General features: G+C 33.8%; 18 protein-coding genes and 1 riboswitch. Of the genes, 13 read left to right on the top strand and 5 right to left on the bottom strand.

The genetic code is table 11. The features are described from left to right. The first annotated feature begins 182 nt into the window (after positions 1 to 182). The 3 genes from accB to J6569_RS03525 all read left to right on the top strand — a co-directional run bounded on the left by accB (position 183) and on the right by J6569_RS03525 (position 2,728). The gene (gene accB, locus J6569_RS03515; RefSeq protein WP_296317627.1) at positions 183 to 638 is read left to right on the top strand and encodes an acetyl-CoA carboxylase biotin carboxyl carrier protein; all 456 of its coding nucleotides are present in this window, start codon (positions 183 to 185) and stop codon (positions 636 to 638) included. Positions 639 to 677: 39 nt separating this feature from the next. Then, positions 678 to 2,024 carry an acetyl-CoA carboxylase biotin carboxylase subunit gene (gene accC / locus J6569_RS03520; protein WP_174799493.1) on the top strand — a complete coding sequence of 449 codons (1,347 nt, stop codon included), beginning with the start codon at positions 678 to 680 and terminating at the stop codon, positions 2,022 to 2,024. A 65-nt stretch (positions 2,025 to 2,089) separates the two neighbouring features. Next, a complete protein-coding gene (locus J6569_RS03525; protein WP_085164431.1) occupies positions 2,090 to 2,728 on the top strand; it encodes a bifunctional 4-hydroxy-2-oxoglutarate aldolase/2-dehydro-3-deoxy-phosphogluconate aldolase in 639 nt (212 codons plus the stop codon). A 60-nt stretch (positions 2,729 to 2,788) separates the two neighbouring features. Here J6569_RS03525 and J6569_RS03530 read toward each other — a convergent pair whose 3' ends face one another. Together J6569_RS03530 and J6569_RS03535 are read right to left on the bottom strand one after the other, a co-directional pair. Next, positions 2,789 to 3,559, bottom strand: coding sequence for an ABC transporter permease (locus J6569_RS03530; RefSeq protein WP_085164429.1), 771 nt, complete (start codon positions 3,557 to 3,559; stop codon positions 2,789 to 2,791). Continuing rightward, positions 3,552 to 4,496: an ABC transporter ATP-binding protein gene (locus J6569_RS03535; protein ID WP_065589535.1), complete on the bottom strand. Its 945-nt coding sequence runs from the start codon at positions 4,494 to 4,496 to the stop codon at positions 3,552 to 3,554. The genes J6569_RS03530 and J6569_RS03535 overlap by 8 nt, the downstream gene beginning before the upstream one ends. A 220-nt stretch (positions 4,497 to 4,716) precedes the next feature. Here J6569_RS03535 and mog point away from each other — a divergent pair, with 220 nt between their 5' ends. The 5 genes from mog to cysS all read left to right on the top strand — a co-directional run bounded on the left by mog (position 4,717) and on the right by cysS (position 9,836). Beyond that, positions 4,717 to 5,295: a molybdopterin adenylyltransferase gene (gene mog / locus J6569_RS03540; RefSeq protein ID WP_065589534.1), complete on the top strand. Its 579-nt coding sequence runs from the start codon at positions 4,717 to 4,719 to the stop codon at positions 5,293 to 5,295. A gap of 163 nt (positions 5,296 to 5,458) precedes the next feature. Continuing rightward, positions 5,459 to 5,917, top strand: coding sequence for a transcriptional regulator ArgR (gene argR / locus J6569_RS03545; protein ID WP_065560627.1), 459 nt, complete (start codon positions 5,459 to 5,461; stop codon positions 5,915 to 5,917). 108 nt (positions 5,918 to 6,025) lie between these two features. Continuing rightward, a riboswitch (Lysine riboswitch) is annotated at positions 6,026 to 6,199 on the top strand. A 74-nt stretch (positions 6,200 to 6,273) separates the two neighbouring features. Then, on the top strand, positions 6,274 to 7,638 hold the full coding sequence (gene lysC / locus J6569_RS03550) for a lysine-sensitive aspartokinase 3 (RefSeq protein WP_296317628.1): 1,365 nt from the start codon (positions 6,274 to 6,276) through the stop codon (positions 7,636 to 7,638). A gap of 305 nt (positions 7,639 to 7,943) precedes the next feature. After that, positions 7,944 to 8,189: a GlsB/YeaQ/YmgE family stress response membrane protein gene (locus tag J6569_RS03555; RefSeq protein ID WP_065560625.1), complete on the top strand. Its 246-nt coding sequence runs from the start codon at positions 7,944 to 7,946 to the stop codon at positions 8,187 to 8,189. Between the two features lie 249 nt (positions 8,190 to 8,438). Further along, positions 8,439 to 9,836 (top strand): cysteine--tRNA ligase, encoded by a 1,398-nt coding sequence (gene cysS / locus J6569_RS03560; protein ID WP_296300741.1) that lies wholly within the window; start codon positions 8,439 to 8,441, stop codon positions 9,834 to 9,836. Positions 9,837 to 9,944: 108 nt separating this feature from the next. Here cysS and trmJ read toward each other — a convergent pair whose 3' ends face one another. After that, positions 9,945 to 10,691, bottom strand: coding sequence for a tRNA (cytosine(32)/uridine(32)-2'-O)-methyltransferase TrmJ (gene trmJ / locus J6569_RS03565; protein ID WP_085164421.1), 747 nt, complete (start codon positions 10,689 to 10,691; stop codon positions 9,945 to 9,947). 259 nt (positions 10,692 to 10,950) lie between these two features. Here trmJ and raiA point away from each other — a divergent pair, with 259 nt between their 5' ends. The 3 genes from raiA to mutY all read left to right on the top strand — a co-directional run bounded on the left by raiA (position 10,951) and on the right by mutY (position 13,581). Then, positions 10,951 to 11,283, top strand: a complete 333-nt coding sequence (gene raiA / locus J6569_RS03570) for a ribosome-associated translation inhibitor RaiA (protein ID WP_065636277.1) — start codon at positions 10,951 to 10,953, stop codon at positions 11,281 to 11,283. Between the two features lie 100 nt (positions 11,284 to 11,383). After that, the gene (gene pheA, locus J6569_RS03575) at positions 11,384 to 12,535 is read left to right on the top strand and encodes a bifunctional chorismate mutase/prephenate dehydratase (RefSeq protein WP_296317629.1); all 1,152 of its coding nucleotides are present in this window, start codon (positions 11,384 to 11,386) and stop codon (positions 12,533 to 12,535) included. A gap of 5 nt (positions 12,536 to 12,540) precedes the next feature. Then, the gene (mutY, locus tag J6569_RS03580) at positions 12,541 to 13,581 is read left to right on the top strand and encodes an A/G-specific adenine glycosylase (RefSeq protein WP_296317630.1); all 1,041 of its coding nucleotides are present in this window, start codon (positions 12,541 to 12,543) and stop codon (positions 13,579 to 13,581) included. A 241-nt stretch (positions 13,582 to 13,822) separates the two neighbouring features. On the opposite strand, the gene J6569_RS03585 is transcribed toward mutY, so the two are convergent. Both J6569_RS03585 and J6569_RS03590 read right to left on the bottom strand, forming a co-directional pair. Further along, positions 13,823 to 15,007 (bottom strand): FAD-dependent monooxygenase, encoded by a 1,185-nt coding sequence (locus J6569_RS03585; RefSeq protein ID WP_296317631.1) that lies wholly within the window; start codon positions 15,005 to 15,007, stop codon positions 13,823 to 13,825. 15 nt (positions 15,008 to 15,022) lie between these two features. After that, a complete protein-coding gene (locus J6569_RS03590; RefSeq protein ID WP_034909727.1) occupies positions 15,023 to 15,202 on the bottom strand; it encodes a Sec-independent protein translocase subunit TatA in 180 nt (59 codons plus the stop codon). A gap of 619 nt (positions 15,203 to 15,821) precedes the next feature. Here J6569_RS03590 and J6569_RS03595 point away from each other — a divergent pair. Together J6569_RS03595 and J6569_RS03600 are read left to right on the top strand one after the other, a co-directional pair. Then, complete coding sequence (locus J6569_RS03595) at positions 15,822 to 16,511, top strand: S24 family peptidase (RefSeq protein ID WP_034909729.1); 690 nt, start codon at positions 15,822 to 15,824, stop codon at positions 16,509 to 16,511. Positions 16,512 to 16,746: 235 nt separating this feature from the next. Continuing rightward, complete coding sequence (locus J6569_RS03600) at positions 16,747 to 18,582, top strand: ABC transporter ATP-binding protein (protein ID WP_296317632.1); 1,836 nt, start codon at positions 16,747 to 16,749, stop codon at positions 18,580 to 18,582. Positions 18,583 to 18,598 lie beyond the last annotated feature (16 nt).

Here is an 18,598-nt window from a genome sequence, read left to right on the forward strand (position 1 = left end):
CTAGAAAATAGTATAACAAGTGATTGTAAAGGAGATATATAATGACAAAATCTGTTTTACAGTGTATTCTTCCGCGTTAATGTTGAGTTACAACTTTATTACCGACTAAAAAACAGCTTTAGTCGATAATAAGGATGCATTTAAATAATTGTTACTTATATCAAATAAACACGGTGTAATTCATGGATATACGCAAAATTAAAAAGTTAATTGAATTAGTTGAAGAGTCAGGTATTTCAGAGCTTGAAATTTCTGAAGGTGAGGAATCAGTTCGAATTAGTCGAGCAGCTCCTACTACAAACTATTCTGCGCCAGTACAAAATATTCAAATTCCTCAATCAGCTCCTGTTGTAGTTGCTCCAACCGTTCAAACAGAAGTTGTAACTGATAATGTGGTAACTGATGGTACAACAATTAAATCCCCAATGGTTGGAACTTTTTATCGTACACCTAGCCCAGAATCAAAAGCTTTTGTTGAAATTGGCCAAACAGTAAATGTTGGCGATGTGCTTTGCATCGTTGAAGCGATGAAAATGATGAACCAAATTGAGTCAGAAAAAGCTGGTACAATAAAAGCCATATTGGTTGAAAATGGTCAACCAGTTGAATTTGATCAGCCACTATTCATTATTGAATAATCTGAATTTATTATTGACAATACGATTAAGAGATTGAATATGCTTGATAAAATTCTTATTGCGAATCGTGGAGAAATAGCTCTACGTATCTTACGAGCATGTAAAGAACTTGGAATAAAAACTGTCGCCGTTCATTCTACGGCAGATAAAGATTTAAAACATGTATTACTTGCAGACGAAACCGTCTGTATTGGCTCAGCAGCTTCGGTAAAAAGTTACCTTAACGTTCCTGCATTAATTTCAGCTGCGGAAGTAACTGGAGCAGCTGCTATTCATCCAGGTTATGGTTTCTTATCTGAAAATGCAGATTTTGCTGAACAAGTTGAGCGATCTGGATTTATTTTTGTTGGTCCTAAACCGGATACTATTCGCCTTATGGGTGATAAAGTATCAGCAATTCACGCCATGAAAAAAGCAGGTGTTCCTTGTGTACCTGGTTCAGATGGCCCTCTAAGTAGTGATATTGAAATTAATAAACAAATTGCCAAGCAAATTGGCTATCCTGTTATTATTAAAGCTTCTGGTGGCGGTGGCGGACGAGGCATGCGTATTGTTCGTGAAGAAAATGATCTTGAACAATCTATCAAAATGACCAAGTTAGAGGCCAAAACTGCTTTCAATAATGATATGGTTTACATGGAAAAATTCCTTGAAAATCCACGTCATATTGAAATTCAGGTACTTTCTGATGGTCAAGGAAATGCTGTGTATTTGGGTGAACGAGACTGCTCAATGCAAAGACGACATCAGAAAGTTGTTGAAGAGGCACCAGCTATTGGTATTACGCCAAAAATGCGCAAATTCATCGGTGAACGTTGCGTTAATGCATGTATCGAGATTGGCTACCGAGGAGCTGGCACATTCGAATTTTTATTTGAAAATGGCGAGTTTTATTTCATTGAAATGAATACCCGTATTCAAGTAGAACATCCTGTTACTGAAATGATAACCGGTGTTGATCTAATTAGGGAACAAATTTTAATTGCAGCCGGCAAACCACTTTCAATTAAACAAAGTGATATTGAAATTAAAGGTCATGCGATTGAATGTAGAATTAATGCTGAAGATCCCAAATCGTTTATGCCATCACCAGGGAAAATCACTCGCTTCCATGCACCAGGTGGCTTTGGCATTCGTTGGGAATCACATATTTATGCTGGTTATAGTGTCCCACCTTACTATGACTCAATGATTGGTAAATTAATTGCTTATGGTGAAACACGTGAGGTTGCTATAGCACGTATGAAAAATGCGTTAGCCGAACTGGTTATTGATGGGATCAAAACCAATATTGATCTTCATATTGATATTATGAACGATAAGGGCTTCCAAAAAGGTGGCACAAATATCCATTATTTAGAAAAGAAATTAGGTATTTATGAATAACAAAATAATCCCTATTTATTAGGGATTATTGCTTTATAGTATCAATAAGGTATGGGTAGAAACAAATGAAAAAATGGAAACGAAGTGCTGAAGAAATTTTAACTATGGGACCAGTGGTTCCGGTTATCGTTATTGAACGAATTGAGGATGCTGTACCACTAGCTAAAGCTCTTATTGCTGGTGGAGTGAAGGTACTAGAAGTAACGTTAAGAACAGCTTGTGCGATTGAAGCAATTAAGAAAATCAGCAAAGAAGTTCCTGAAGCAATTGTAGGAGCAGGAACAGTAACTAGTGTTGAACAACTAAAACAAGTTACTGAAGCTGGTGTAGAGTTTGTTATTACACCAGGAATTACCGATGCTATTTTAGAAGCTGCAGTTGCAGGCCCTATTCCTGTTATTCCTGGTATTGCAACTATTTCTGAATTATTAAAAGCCCAAGAATATGGTTTAACGGCATTAAAATTCTTCCCAGCTGAAATCAATGGCGGAGTTGCTGCATTAAAGGCATTTTCTGGTCCTTGCGGATACATGAAGTTTTGCCCTACAGGCGGTGTGAATCCTAAAAACTACCGTGATTATTTGGCACTTAATAATGTACTATGTGTTGGTGGAACTTGGTTTATTCCAACGGATGCCATAGCAAAAGGTGATTTTACTAAAATCACTGAGATGGCTAAGGAAGCTGTTGCTGGTGCACAGTAGCTAATTATTATTCCGCCGATACAATACGGCGGAATAATAATTACTATTTCCTAGCTTTAATTAACTTCTCAATCCTAGTCCACTATCAATCAGTCGCCATGCAATTACATAAAGTACAGTTACAAATAAAATAAGCATTGAAAATGTGATCCATAATGGCACATCTGACACTCCCAAAAATCCATAACGAAAACCATTAATCATATAAACAATGGGATTAATTTTCGATACCCATTGCCAAAATGTTGGTAGCATTGTAATTGAATAAAAAACACCGCCTAGATAAGTTAATGGTGTTAACACAAATGTTGGAATAATGCTTATATCATCAAACGTCTTGGCAAATACTGCATTGAGTAGACCAGCTAATGAAAATAAAATTGAGGTCAATAGCAATGTAAAAATAACAAACAACCAAGAATGTACATCGAAGCGAACAAAGAATAGCGATACAACAGTAACCAAAATACCCGTTAAAATACCGCGCATCACACCACCACCGACATATCCTAGAATAAGAATATTTGTTGGTACTGGTGCCACCAATATTTCTTCAATGTTACGTTGAAATTTAGCACTAAAAAAGGATGAACAAACATTGGTATAGGAATTAGTAATTACTGACATCATTATTAAGCCTGGAACAATAAATTCCATATAGCTAAAACCGCCCATGTCGCCAACACGAGAGCCAATTAAATTACCAAAGATAATAAAATAAAGAGACATGGTAATAACAGGTGGAATTAAGGTTTGAATCCAAATTCTTAAAAATCGGGTCACTTCTTTACGCCAAATACTTTTTAAGGCAATCCAATATAAATTATTCATTAATGCCACCTTTTTGTTTAGTATCACTATGCAACAGCTCAACAAATAACTCTTCTAATCGATTCGCTTTATTTCGTACGCTGATAACTTTAATATTTTGTTTATTTAATTGTTCAAATAATTGATTTAATCCATTTTGTTTATCTACTTTCACTTCCAACATCCCAGGCTCAACATCGAAATAATTATAGCCATTTAACTCAATCGGCTTAGGCGTTGCCACATAATCAATAACAATTGTTTCAGATTGGCTTTTCGCCAATAGCTCACGCATTGATGAGTTTGCTATCAATTTGCCGCTCTGAATAATACCAATATTTCTACAGAGCATTTCTGCCTCTTCTAAATAATGTGTAGTTAAAATAATTGTGATACCTTGACGATTGATTTCACGTAAAAAATCCCACATAGAACGGCGTAATTCAATATCAACGCCTGCAGTCGGCTCATCAAGAATTAATAATTTAGGTTCATGCACGAGAGCTCTGGCTATCATTAATCGCCTTTTCATTCCACCTGATAGCATGTTAGCTCGACTATGACGTTTATCCCACAAATCTAAAACTCGCAAATATTTTTCGGCTCGCTCTAATGCGATTTTTCGGGGCAATCCATAATAACCACCTTGATTAGTGACTATTTGTAACACTTCTTCAAATTGGTTAAAATTGAATTCTTGCGGTACAATCCCTAATTGTCTTTTAGCATTTACAATATCGGTATCTAAGTCGTAACCAAAGATTTTTACTTGCCCGCAAGTTTTAGTCACTAATGAACTAATAATACCTATTGTTGTTGATTTACCAGCGCCATTTGGTCCCAGCAAAGCATAAAAATCGCCTGCTTGTACAGTTAAATCGATACCTTTTAATGCTTCTACACCGTTTTTATAGATTTTCTTGAGTGAGATTAACTCAAGTGCAGGAATTGATAGCATGAATATATCCTAAGTGAATCAATTATTATTTTAATAATATGATATCATGTTTAATGAATCGACAATATAATCAATCATTGTAAAGAGCTTTTTAGTTTTATTTATATCAATATAAATAAATTATAATTTCTAAAATAAAACACATATTATTAATTAAATACTAATAACGTATCTTTAATTATCATTCTGCGTCTAAGTTATTGCTTAAGGAATAAGTATCATGTTTAAGATTGGATTAGTTTCAGTGTCAGATAGAGCATCAAGTGGCATTTATCAAGATGAAGGCATACCATCATTAATATCATGGTTGCAAACAGCACTGAAAACACCATTTACAACCGAAAACCATATTATTCCAGATGAACAAGTTGTTATTGAACAAACATTATGTGAACTTGTTGATAGTCAACATTGCCATTTAATTTTAACTACTGGTGGCACAGGCCCTGCGACTAGAGACGTAACGCCTGATGCAACATTAGCAATCGCTGATCGTGTAATGCCAGGTTATGGCGAACAGATGCGTCAGATCAGTTTACATTTTGTACCAACTGCTATTTTATCTAGGCAAGTTGGTGTTATTCGCAAAAAATGTCTAATCATCAACCTACCTGGTAGACCAAAATCAATTAAAGAAACACTTGAGGGTGTTAAAGATGATCAAGGTAATGTTATTGTGAGTGGCATATTTGCTAGTATCCCTTATTGTATACAACTACTAGAAGGACCTTATATTGAAACCTATGACCAAATAGTGAAATCTTATAGACCGAAGGATGCTATTAAATCAACACTTTAATTTTATGCATATTTAACGCATAATTATGTATATAATAATTGCTACTGATACATTAAAATTGGTCGTAGTTATTTTGATTTAATTATCAATTAGACTTTATTATGAGTCTTATAACGACATTTATTAGTAGTAAAGAGTAACAAATTAGAAGCCAAGGAACATTATGAAACAAGCTAATCTCACAAAAACATTTAAAGAGATGCTTCGTCAAGAGAAGTTTAGTTCACAAGTAGAAATCGTACAAGCGTTACAAGAACAAGGATTTGATAACATTAATCAATCAAAAGTTTCACGTATGCTAACCAAATTTGGTGCGGTAAGAACCAGAAATGCAAAATCCGAAATGGTCTATTGTTTACCTGCAGAAATAAGCGTACCAACAACTAGTAGCCCATTAAAAAACTTAGTGATTGATATTGATTTCAATAGCTCAATGGTGGTGATACGTACTAGCCCAGGCGCAGCTCAACTCATTGCTCGATTACTAGACTCAATTGGTAAATCGGAAGGTATTTTAGGTTCAATTGCTGGTGATGATACAATCTTTAGTACACCAACTAAAGAATGTACTGTAAAAAAATTATATCAAACTATTATTGAATTGTTTGAACGAGAGCTATAGATCTTTCCATTTTGCCATATTACAACTAAATAATTTTTAACTTTTAACCTATTGACACAATTAATAAAATCGTTAATCCTATATAGTGCTGATTTCGTAACAGAAGTTGCAAAACGAAGAGGCGCATTACTCAGGTAAGTCATTTTAGGGACTGGAACCACTAATAAATGATCGAGGGGACGTAATGCCGAGGTTTGATTACTCATCCAGAAGTAATTAAATCGACTGCAAGGGCTGAATCCCTTGGGTTGTCACCTTAACAGGTGGAGCGCTTCATGGTTTGTACTTTTTAATTGTAAATAGAACATGCCCGCTCTAACTCTGTTAAAAATAAAAATTTTTAATATGAGGAATCCATGGAAACATCATTTATAATAGCTAAATTTGGTGGTACTAGTGTTGCCGATTATCCAGCAATGGTTAATAGTGCCAATATTGTAATAGCTAACCCTAACATAAAGGTTGTTGTATTATCAGCCTCCGCTGGCGTAACAAATTTGTTAGTTGCATTAGCAGAAGGACGTGACGCTGAAGTAAGATCTCAACATATTGCGAAAATTCAATCTATCCAATACAACATTCTAGAACAATTACCTGAAAATCCAAAACTACGTGCTGAAATTGACCAAATCATTGCCAATATAGCCTCATTGTCAGAAGCGGCAAGCTTAGCAACATCACCTGCGTTAACCGATGAGCTTGTTAGCCACGGTGAAATTATGTCTTCAAAACTGTTTGTCGAAATATTAAAAGAAAAACAGAAAAAAGCCATGTGGTTTGACGTACGAAAAGTTATGCGCACCAATAATAACTTTGGTAAAGCAACACCTAAAATTGAAGATATTAAACAGCTTTGTTGTGCCCATTTAAAGTCACTAGACAATAGTTGTGTCATTGTAACACAAGGGTTTATTGGCAGTGAAAGTTCTGGAAAAACCACTACTTTAGGACGAGGTGGAAGTGACTATACAGCAGCTTTACTAGGTGAAGCATTGGGTGCAACTCAAATTGATATTTGGACTGATGTTGCTGGAATTTATACTAACGACCCTCGCATTACTCCAGCAGCTAAACGCATTGATGAAATATCTTTTGCGGAGGCGACCGAAATGGCAACGTTTGGAGCAAAAGTACTACACCCAGCAACGCTAGTCCCAGCTGTACGTAGCAATATACCAGTCTTTGTTGGTTCAAGTAAAGCGCCACAAGATGGAGGAACTATTGTTTATAGCACTAATAGCATCACATCTAAATTACCTGTTTTCAGAGCATTGGCGTTACGTCGTAAACAAACCTTACTAACACTAACCAGTTTAAATATGCTACATGCACAAGGCTTTCTTGCAAATGTGTTTACGATATTAGCTAAGCATAACATTTCGGTTGATTTAGTAACTACATCAGAAGTAAGTATTGCACTAACCATCGACACTACAGGTACCAATACCAACGGAAACAGTTTATTAACAAAAGAATTATTTGATGAATTATCAACCGTTTGTCATGTCGATATTGAGGAAGATTTAGCTCTCATTGCTATTATTGGTAATAACCTAACCTCAACCAGAGGCATTGCAAAAGAAGTGTTTGGTGTATTAGATGAATTTATTATTAGGCTTTGCTGTTATGGGGCAAGTACTCACAATCTTTGTTTATTAGCAAAAAGCAATGATGCCGAGTCAATTATTAAAATTCTACATAAAACAATTTTCGAACAATAATATATAAAGGGAGATTAAACCTCCCTTTTAATTACGTTTAGTTATCTTCCTATATTCATCAAGTATATGTCCAGAGTTGGAAACATGGTCAAATACTTTAATTTTAATTAAAAAAATCATAAGATAACAAATTACCAACAGCATTTACCTACCAAATCCTTATTCATTGATTATTAAAAAATTTACCGTCATTTATTATTTTTAATCAATTGATTAAAACTATTACATTGAGCATCAACATCTGTTAGATTTTTTTATTTATTTGAGTAAACTAAAATTAATTTCAATAAAAGAAGGAAATTATCATGGGTATTATAAGTTGGGTTATTCTAGGATTAATTGCCGGCTGGATTGCAAAGTTTTTTATGCCACTAGGACGTGTAGGGGTTTTTAAAACTATTTTATTAGGCATAGCAGGAGCCTTAGTGGGTGGGTATATTAGCACCTTCTTTGGTTGGGGTAGTGTAACTGGATTTAATTTCCCTAGTTTGTTAATTTCAGTACTTGGATCGATTATACTCATTTATATCTATCGCCATTTAAAACAATAAGTTATTTTAATTTAAATTGGCGGGTAAACCGCCAATTTAAATAAGATTAAGGTTTGTATTTATAGTACATCATATTTCTTATCATCAACCTTAAAAACATCTATACAAACTCAACAAATTTAATTCAGTTATATTGTTATACGCATTTTCTCAATTTTGCTTACAAAGTTCTTAATAAGTAATTTCGTCATATCCAGAATTTTGTTATATTATCTAACAAAATCCATCAATTTTACCCTGTAGATTATAATGTTAAAAATATTCAATACATTAACACGAGAAAAAGAAATATTTCAACCAATTACCCCTAATAAAGTTGGACTCTATGTTTGTGGAGTGACAATTTACGATCTTTGTCATATTGGTCACGGACGTACTTTCGTTGCTTTCGATGTTGTCGCACGTTATTTACGTTTTTTAGGTTACGATTTAACTTATGTTCGTAATATTACTGATGTTGATGACAAAATAATTAGACGTGCGTTCGAAAATGGTGAAACCTGTGATCAACTTACAGATAGAATGCTACAAGAAATGTATACCGATTTTGATGCACTAAATATTCGTCGGCCTGATATAGAGCCTCGTGCAACTCATCATATGTCACAAATCATCAAATTAGTTGAAGAGCTTCTCGAAAAAAAACATGCATATATTGCCAATAATGGTGATGTCATGTTTTCGGTAGACAGCGATCCGAATTACGGTATTTTATCTCACCAAAATTTAGAACAATTACAAGCTGGTGCTCGAGTTGAAGTTGTTGATGTTAAACAAAATCCAATGGATTTTGTATTATGGAAAATGTCAAAACCTAACGAACCAAGTTGGGATTCACCATGGGGTAAAGGTCGCCCTGGTTGGCACATTGAATGTTCAGCAATGAACAGCTATCAATTAGGCAATCACTTTGATATTCACGGTGGTGGTTCAGATTTAATGTTTCCGCATCATGAAAACGAAATTGCCCAATCAACTTGTGCGCATAACGGTCAATATGTAAATTACTGGATGCACTCTGGTATGGTAATGATCGACCAAGAAAAAATGTCAAAATCACTCAATAATTTTTTCACTATTCGCGATGTATTAAAGCATTATGATGCTGAAACAGTACGTTATTTCTTACTATCTGGTCATTATCGTAGTCAGTTAAATTATAGTGAAGATAATTTAAAACAAGCAAGAATGGCACTTGAGCGACTATATACAGCCTTGCGTGATACTGATGCGAATCATCCATATACGACACCTGACAGTAATTATTATCGCCAGTTTTGTAACGCCATGGATGATGACTTTAATACACCAGAAGCTTATTCAACGCTTTTTGACTTGGCTCGTGAAATAAACAAAGCCAAAGCCGATAATAATATGCAACTTGCTAATGAATTAGCAGCTGAGTTACGTTATTTATCAGCAGTACTTGGATTATTAGAGCAAGATCCTGTTAAATTTTTACAAGGTGATAAGCAAGATGATGTTGATGTAGCATTAGTCGAAGCATTAATAAAACAACGTAACGAAGCAAGAGCAAGCAAAAATTGGTCTCAGGCCGATGAAGCTCGTGACAAACTAAATGCAATGAATATTGTTCTTGAAGATAGTGCAAACGGCACAACATGGCGCAAAAAAGCTAAAAGCTAAAAGCTAACATACTTAGAATTGATATTTTGATTAATAGATAAGATACTACATTAAACAGTATCAACCTTAAAATAGCACCCACAAATCTGTGGGTGTTTCTATTTGACATCAATGTAAAATTTTATTAATCGAAGTTAAAATGCCACGCAAAATATTTAGTTCCTGTTGTTCAATACGTGCACGTGTAAATAATCGACGCAAACGCCCCATAATTTGTCCTGGATGATTGGCATTAATAAACCCTGTCTGTAACAAAGTTTGTTCTAAATGCTGGTAAAATCGCTCTATATCAGCATCTATAGGAAACTCAGTTTCAGCCATATTCTCATTTTCCTTTTCAGATTGCTGATCTTCAAGATTGAGCATTGACATGCGAATTTCATAACACAAAACCTGTACCGACATGGCAAGATTTAAAGAACTATAACTAGGGTTAGCTGGAATTCCAACATGATAATGGCACTTTTGCAATTCTTCATTAGTTAAACCAACACGCTCACGCCCAAATACCAAAGCGACTTGAGTATGGAGATTTGAGGCTTCTTGAATAATCTTATCACCACACTTTTTGGGAGTTAAATATGGCCACTGTAAACTACGAGAACGCGCACTAGTACCAATCACTAAAGTACAATCAGCAATGGCTTGTTCAAGTGAAGAAAAGATTTGTGCATTTTTTATAATATCACTGGCACCTGCAGCTAACGAAATCGATTGAGAATCAGGCTTGATGATCGGATTAACTAAACAAAGGTTAGTTAATCCCATGGTTTTCATTGCTCTCGCAGCAGAGCCCATATTGCCTGTATGAGATGTTTCAACCAAAACAATCTTCACATTATCTAAATAACTCACATTGTCCTCATTATTGAAAATTACCTATAACATAGGATAAACTAAATAATTATTAATACAGTATATATTAAATTCATGGTAAAATCAGTGTCAGCCCCTCCACCATGTTATGCAATATTCAGTCAATGGAATTTATTTCAAAATTAAATTAATAAAAATTAGACAAAAGCAAAGATCTTATTGACGAGACTAAAATAATTTGCCAATGTAATAACAACATTAAAATTAACTTTGTTGATAAAAAATGAGGAGGTCAATTATGACTTTAAGTATTACCAGTAAACAAATGGATGTTACTCCTGCTATTCGTAGCTATCTAGAAGATAAATTTTCGAAGTTAGATAAATGGAGAGCACTGTTAATCAACCCTCATTTTATTTTATCGAAAGAACCAGATGGATTTATTGTTGATGCAACAATTGCCACCAAAGGAACTTCATTAGTTGCCTCTGCCAAACATATTGATATGTATGCTGCAATAAATGACCTTATTGATAAGCTTGAAAAACAACTTAATAAACTACAACACAAGAATGAATCTCGGCGTGCGGTTAACAGCATAAAAGACGCAGTATTAGAAGAAGAAATTTAATTCGTCAATTTTCTTGATTGAATAAAAAGGCACTTTGATGGTGCCTTTATTTTTTTGCTTGTTATAATACAAGCTATCTTTTTTAAATAACTAATAAAAAATGGCTACAAATCCTTTATTATCTTTGCGAAATAAAATTAATAAATTAGATAAAAAATTGTTAGAGCTTATTGCCCAGAGGCGCCAACTTTCAACACAAGTAATTCATACGAAAATTGAAGCAAACATTCCTGTGCGCGACATTAATCGTGAGCGTTCACTTATCAGAACCTTAATCAATGAAGGCAAAGACTATCATCTCGATGATATTTTCATTAAACGCTTATATCAATTAATTATTGAAGATTCTGTACTATTACAACAAAAAATCTTGCAAGAAAAGCTTAATCTCAGCACAATCACCACAGCCAAAGTTGCCTTTTTAGGCCCCAAAGGATCTTATTCGCATTCTGCTGCTCGCCGCTATGCTAGCACTCACTTAGATGAAATGATTGAATTAAGCTGTTCAACCTTTAAAGAGATTTTTGAACAAGTCGAAAATGGTGCCGTAGATTATGGAATTTTACCAATAGAAAATTCAAGTTCTGGCTCAATTAATGAAGTTTATGATTTATTGCAAAAAACTAATCTACATATTATTGGTGAGCTCTCTTTACCTATTGATCATTGTGTTCTTGCTATACAAAATTCACAGCTAGAGCAAATCGATACTATTTATAGCCATCCACAACCATTCCAGCAATGTAGTAATTTCTTAGAGAACTATCCTCATTGGAAAATCATATACTGCGATAGTACTTCATCAGCAATGGAAACTGTAGCTAAATTGAATCAACCTAATGTTGCAGCTATGGGTAATAAAGATGGTGGTGAATTATATGGGCTACAAGTCCTTGAACATAATTTTGCTAATCAAAAAGAAAACATTACTCGTTTTATTGTGTTAGCTCGTCAGCCAATAGAAGTATCTGCTCAAATCCCAGCTAAAACCACAATTCTCATGAAAACAGGTCAGCAAGCAGGTGCTTTAGTTGATGCGCTATCGGTATTACGTAACCATAACATTGTTATGACTAAACTTGAATCACGACCAATTCATGGTACGCCTTGGGAAGAGATGTTTTATATCGATTTGCAAGGTAACATTCATTCTTATGAAATGCAAACAGCTCTCAAAGAATTGGCATCAATGACTTTATATACTAAGGTACTAGGGTGCTATCCTAGTGATTCTATTGTTGCTGCAATGTAATGGCTATGACAATACAATACTTTTCGCAAGCTGTCCTGACGTGGTATGAACAATATGGCAGAAAATCGCTACCATGGCAGGTCGAAAAAAGCTCTTATCATGTTTGGTTGTCTGAAGTGATGCTACAGCAAACCCAAGTTGCAACGGTTATTCCTTACTTTAACCGTTTTATTGAGCACTTCCCACAAATAACAGATTTAGCAAAAGCGCCAATTGATGATGTATTGCATCTTTGGACAGGACTTGGTTATTATGCAAGAGCACGTAATTTACATAAAGCAGCACAATTAATTGTGGATAAATTTAATGGCATGTTCCCTACAAAGTTCGATGATGTCGTCGCACTTCCAGGCATAGGACGCTCAACAGCTGGTGCAATTTTATCTCTTGCACAAAATCAACATTATCCAATTTTAGATGGCAACGTAAAACGTGTTTTAACCCGATATTTTGCTGTTGAAGGTTGGCCTGGTATTAAAACTGTCGAAAATAAACTTTGGCAATTAAGTGCACAAGTCACACCGAAACATAAGGTAGCAAAATTTAATCAAGCTATGATGGATATTGGGGCTATGGTTTGCACACGCACTAAACCTAAATGCTCCTTATGCCCATTGCAAACCCATTGTCTAGCATATAAAACCGAAAGCTGGCAACTCTATCCCACAAAAAAAACTAAAAAAGCCATTCCCAAAAAAACAGCCTATTTTTTAATGCTGGAATATGATCATACAATTTGGCTTGAAAAAAGGCCTCCGTCTGGTATTTGGGGAGGATTGTATTGTTTTCCTCAATTTTCAAGTAAACAAGCAATAACTGACTGGTTAAAAAAACAAGGTATCGAAACAACAGCACCAAAGCAACTTGTTGCATTTCGCCACACATTTAGTCATTTTCACTTAGATATCTTTCCTATTTATTGTGTCATTACCAAGTATACAAAAGGTTTTAATGAACATAGTGGCTATTGGTATAAACTAAAATCTAACAACGCAAAAATAGGTCTTGCTACCCCTGTTTATAACTTATTAAAACAAACAATTTAATCACGATTTATTATCAATATTGGTGCACTTTTTAGTGCATCATTATTATTCTTGTTTAACTATAATTTGCTAAGCACATTAGATCATACGGCTTTAGTTCAGTTTACTTATTTTATGGTTGGATTGTTATTTCTGAAATAGATTCTTAATCTATTAAGTATCATAATTTATTTTTATACTGAAACACATACTTACCTGAAAGTTTTTGACAGCCACAATAATAACTAGATATAAGTTTAAATTAAATATGCATAGCATATTTGATCAGTTGCTTTTTTAATAGCTGACTATTATCAATAACATTCATACCAATTGTTCTTAACGTCTTTTTCAACAAATTATCACCATTAAACATATCTTGAATAGTTTGCATGGCCGTGAGCATAACTAACGCATCTTTGCGACGATTAAACTCAAATGATTTTAAATTTTTTACAAGCCCAATATCTTTATTAGTTTCAGTTAATTGTTTAATGGTTGAAACTAATAAAGCGGAATCTTGAAAACCTAAATTTACCCCTTGCCCCGCTAAAGGGTGAATAGTATGAGCTGCATCGCCAATAAGCACTAACCGATGCTTAATAAATTGTTTAGCAAACCGCGCTTTTAATGGGAATACCATTCTAGAGTTAATTAACTGACATTTACCGACTTTATCACCAGTCAACCGAAATAATTCGTTCGAAAATTCTGATTCAGAAAGTGAAGTTAAAGTTGACGCATTATCTGGTTTTGTCGACCAAACTAAACAACTTTTATTTACATTCCAAAGAGGAAGAAAAGCAATAATTCCATTGGGATAAAACACTTGCCTAGCACAGGATTGATGAGGATATTCAGTTTGAACAGTTGTAATCACAGCATGATGAAGATAATCACGCTCAAGAACAGAAATATTTTCACTCCTACGCACCCAAGAATGAGCACCATCAGCCCCTATCATTAATTTAGCTTGTAAAACAGCTTTATTTGCAAGTGTCAAAAAGACAAAATCATCATTAAATGTACAATCAACTGCTTCATGGCTATAAATTTTAATATTCGAACAGTTTAAGGCAAACTGGTAAAGGTAATGAGAAATGACATTATTTTCAATTATGTATCCAAGATTAGAATAACCGTAATCTTTGGCTTGGGCAGACAAATGGGCTTGACCATTTTTTTCCCATACACCTATCTCAGTAAATTCCTGTACACGGTTGCTATTGCATAAATCATCCCATATACCAATTTTTGAAAAGTAGCGCTGGCTAGCGCCATTAATAGCAGAAGCTCTAATACTTATTTCAGCATGAGGCAAGAATTCATGCTGACAAAGTTTAGTATCTATAATCGCAATGTTTAAATCACATTGGCTAAGTGCACAAGCAGTGGCTAAACCAACTAATCCACCACCAACAATTACTACGTCAAATTGTAAATTCATACTAAATAAATGCAACTATTTATTATCATCTAACTTATTATCACTTTTTGATTCAACTTCGTCATCATTCATCGCTTTTTTAAAGCCTTTCAACGCTAAACCAAGATCCGAACCTAAATTACGTAACTTCTTAGTGCCAAATAATAAAATCACTACGGCAAGAAACACTAAAAGATGTGGAATGCTAAAAGACATAATCAAATCCTCTCAATAAATACAACGCTCTGTTAGGATAAGCTTTAAAACAGATTCTATAGGAAACTGATTATACTCTTTTTGTGAAGGGATTTCATGAATAGTTCAAAAATAAAAAAAGACCTGTATAAAACTATACAGGCCAACATGAAATATAAGGAATATAAGGAAAGAAAACAATGAAAAATCCTTACCCTGCTTATTATCCATTTTTTTTCGCTTTCGTCAACGTTTTTATTTATTTTTTCAATTTAAATTATTTCCACATAAAAATATAAATCAAATAAAATCATAATGATATAAAAAAGCCACCATTAAGATACCTTTGATAAATATCAAATAAACAATAAAAAACTTTTAATTAACACAGTAATAAATTTTTTAGCGCAAAAATACGCATTCTCAAGCAGAAAAAAATAATGAATAGTTTTTTTCCAAAAAAAAATCAACAACTATAAAAAAATGAAAAAACAAGATAAAAAAACAAGATATAAAATAAAAAAACAAATTAGCATAGGAATAAAACCAAACTAATAGATTTTCAATGTTATTAACGTATACAAAAACAAAAAAAATACATTATAATTAATAAACTTATGCAAGAAATAATGGTTCAAAGATGAATACAATTAAAAATAATAATATTAAAACTTTTAAAGATAGACTATATAGCTCAATGCAAGGTTTATCTGTATCGGCCTTCGCTAAAAAATGTGATATGTCAGAAACAGTAATCCGAGATTATTTATCTGGTAAAACATATCCATCACTTACACGTTTAGAAGTTATTGCTGAAAAATGTAATGTTTCCTTTAATTGGCTTGCTACTGGACATAAATTAGAAGTATTAGATCCTAAAGACAGTGAAGAAGTCTATAACGAAAATATTTATCGTATCCCTGTATATAAAAAACAGTTACCAACAAAAGAAGAAGCACAAAAAGAGCGTTTTGTTAGAGAAACGCCTCCAGTAATGAATTATCCTATTGTTGAAGGTTGGGTTAAGCATCGAGGTTTGGATGCTAAAAAATTAATTATATACTGGGCTAAAGGCGATTTAATGTCGCCAGAAATCAAAAATAATAACGGATTAATTCTTAATACAGAAATAAATGAGATTATTGATGGTGCAATCTATTTAATTGAATATGAAGATATTACCTTTTTGAGAAAGATTCGTTTAACTCTCAATGGATGGTTGTTAATCTGCAATAATAGCCAATATCCGACTATTGAAGTACCTAAAGTAGACTTTCATAAATATCATATTGTTGGACGCGTTGTACTTATTATAAAAGATATATTTTAAGACCATTAGTGGCTATATATTGACGTTCAAGATATAATCATAATATGAGGAAATATAAAACATCATATTTCCTCATCAGCTTTTTAATATTTATAATATTATAAATCGCAGATATATCTAAAATTTCATGTAACAATTTAATGCATAGATAATTTACATATATTTGCGCTATCCTCGTTTTTTATATCATTGATTGTATTATCAATGAAAAACTCTATTATTTGTCAGGCCGAATATGTATCGATTTTTTGAAAAATTAGTATCACCTTATCCAAAAGTTGAATATCAATGTATGCCTAAAAATTTTTTTAATTTCATATGGCAATCAACTAAAGGAACTCGCTTATTTCTACTATTATTAATTATTCTTAGTGCATTCGCTGGCGCTTTTGAAGCCTTTTTATATGCAGCTCTTGGTAGGGTTATTGATTGGCTTGCAGCTGTTGAACCTAGCAAATTTTGGCAACAAGAAAAAACAACATTAGTAATATTAGCCTTAATCATCATAGCAAGTACAATTATTATTGGATTACAAACTATTATAAAACATCAATGCCTGGCTGGTAATTTTCCAATGAGAATGCGTTGGAACCTTCATCGGTTGGTACTCAATCAAAGTATGCGTTTTTTCCAAGATGAATTTGCCGGTAGAATATCAGCCAAAGTCATGCAAACAGCGCTTGCAGTTCGTGATACTTGCTTTTTAGTGACGGAGATTTTTATCTATGTCTTTATTTCGTTTATTACTATGGCAACAATCATCGGGCAATTAGATCTTTGGCTATTAATTCCATTTATAGGCTGGTGTCTAATTTATGGTATTGCTATGTATTATTTTATTCCTCGTCTAAGTAAAGTTGCTAGCATGCAAGCAGATGCTCGTTCTACGATGACAGGACGAGTAACCGATGCCTATACCAACATCATGACAGTAAAACTTTTTTCTCATGCTGGCAATGAGGCAAAATACGCTAAAGAATCAATGGATGATTTTTTAGTCACTGTCAATAAACAAATGCGCTTAGTCAGTAGCTTTGAAATTGTTAATCATTTAATGTCTATTTTGTTGATACTAAGCACTACAGGTATTGCCTTATGGCTATGGAGTAATCAATTAATTGGTGTTGGTGCAATTGCAACAACAACCGCTGTAGCGCTTCGATTAAACGGTTTTTCACATTGGATTATGTGGGAATTGGCAGCTTTATTTGAGAATATTGGCATAGTTAAAGATGGGATTAATACTTTTTCAGCCACTAAAACAGTTATTGATCAACCTAATGCAACATCACTTCATGTTACCCAAGGGAAAATCGAATTTAAGCACATCCATTTTGCTTATGATAAAAAACAACACAATTCAATTATTGAAGATTTAAATTTAACAATCAAACCTGGTGAAAAGATTGGTTTGGTCGGTCGTTCTGGAGCTGGAAAATCAACGCTTATTAATTTATTACTTCGTTTTTACGATTTACAAAGTGGTAATATTTTTATTGATGGTCAAGATATTACTGCCGTTAGTCAAGAAAGCTTACGTTCTAAAATCGGTATGGTGACACAAGATACTTCGTTATTGCATCGCTCAGTACGAGAAAACTTACTTTACGGTAACAAAAATGCTTCTGAAAAGGAGATGAGAGAAGCAGCCAAAAAGGCTCATGCAGATAAATTTATTCAAACACTCGTTGATACAAGAGGTAAAACAGGATACGACGCTTTTGTTGGTGAACGAGGTATAAAATTATCCGGAGGGCAAAGGCAACGTATTGCCATTGCTCGCGTCATTTTAAAAAATGCCCCTATTTTATTATTAGATGAAGCAACAAGTGCATTAGACTCTGAAATTGAGCAAGCAATTCAAGAAAGTCTATATACTTTAATGGAAGGAAAAACCGTTATTGCTATTGCCCATCGATTATCTACAATTGCGGCAATGGATAGACTAATCGTACTTGATCAAGGTAAAATAATCGAACAAGGAACCCATCAAGAATTATTAAACAAGAATGGTTTATACGCACAGCTTTGGAAACATCAGAGCTGTGGTTTTTTAGCCGATAACTTTTAATTTACAAAGAAGGTCA

The organism is Gilliamella sp. (assembly GCF_024104075.1).
GTDB lineage: Bacteria > Pseudomonadota > Gammaproteobacteria > Enterobacterales > Orbaceae > Gilliamella > Gilliamella bombi.

Bases quoted from the DNA above. Each gene is read 5' to 3' on its own strand.
- J6569_RS03525 (WP_085164431.1), top strand. From the start codon at position 2,090: ATGAAAAAATGGAAACGAAGTGCTGAAGAAATTTTAACTATGGGACCA.
- mutY (WP_296317630.1), top strand. From the start codon at position 12,541: ATGACAATACAATACTTTTCGCAAGCTGTCCTGACGTGGTATGAACAA.
- J6569_RS03535 (WP_065589535.1), bottom strand. From the start codon at position 4,496: ATGCTATCAATTCCTGCACTTGAGTTAATCTCACTCAAGAAAATCTAT.
- accC (WP_174799493.1), top strand. From the start codon at position 678: ATGCTTGATAAAATTCTTATTGCGAATCGTGGAGAAATAGCTCTACGT.
- cysS (WP_296300741.1), top strand. From the start codon at position 8,439: ATGTTAAAAATATTCAATACATTAACACGAGAAAAAGAAATATTTCAA.
- J6569_RS03555 (WP_065560625.1), top strand. From the start codon at position 7,944: ATGGGTATTATAAGTTGGGTTATTCTAGGATTAATTGCCGGCTGGATT.
- accB (WP_296317627.1), top strand. From the start codon at position 183: ATGGATATACGCAAAATTAAAAAGTTAATTGAATTAGTTGAAGAGTCA.
- J6569_RS03585 (WP_296317631.1), bottom strand. From the start codon at position 15,007: ATGAATTTACAATTTGACGTAGTAATTGTTGGTGGTGGATTAGTTGGT.
- pheA (WP_296317629.1), top strand. From the start codon at position 11,384: ATGGCTACAAATCCTTTATTATCTTTGCGAAATAAAATTAATAAATTA.
- J6569_RS03530 (WP_085164429.1), bottom strand. From the start codon at position 3,559: ATGAATAATTTATATTGGATTGCCTTAAAAAGTATTTGGCGTAAAGAA.
- raiA (WP_065636277.1), top strand. From the start codon at position 10,951: ATGACTTTAAGTATTACCAGTAAACAAATGGATGTTACTCCTGCTATT.
- J6569_RS03600 (WP_296317632.1), top strand. From the start codon at position 16,747: ATGTATCGATTTTTTGAAAAATTAGTATCACCTTATCCAAAAGTTGAA.
- J6569_RS03595 (WP_034909729.1), top strand. From the start codon at position 15,822: ATGAATACAATTAAAAATAATAATATTAAAACTTTTAAAGATAGACTA.
- mog (WP_065589534.1), top strand. From the start codon at position 4,717: ATGTTTAAGATTGGATTAGTTTCAGTGTCAGATAGAGCATCAAGTGGC.
- argR (WP_065560627.1), top strand. From the start codon at position 5,459: ATGAAACAAGCTAATCTCACAAAAACATTTAAAGAGATGCTTCGTCAA.
- lysC (WP_296317628.1), top strand. From the start codon at position 6,274: ATGGAAACATCATTTATAATAGCTAAATTTGGTGGTACTAGTGTTGCC.
- J6569_RS03590 (WP_034909727.1), bottom strand. From the start codon at position 15,202: ATGTCTTTTAGCATTCCACATCTTTTAGTGTTTCTTGCCGTAGTGATT.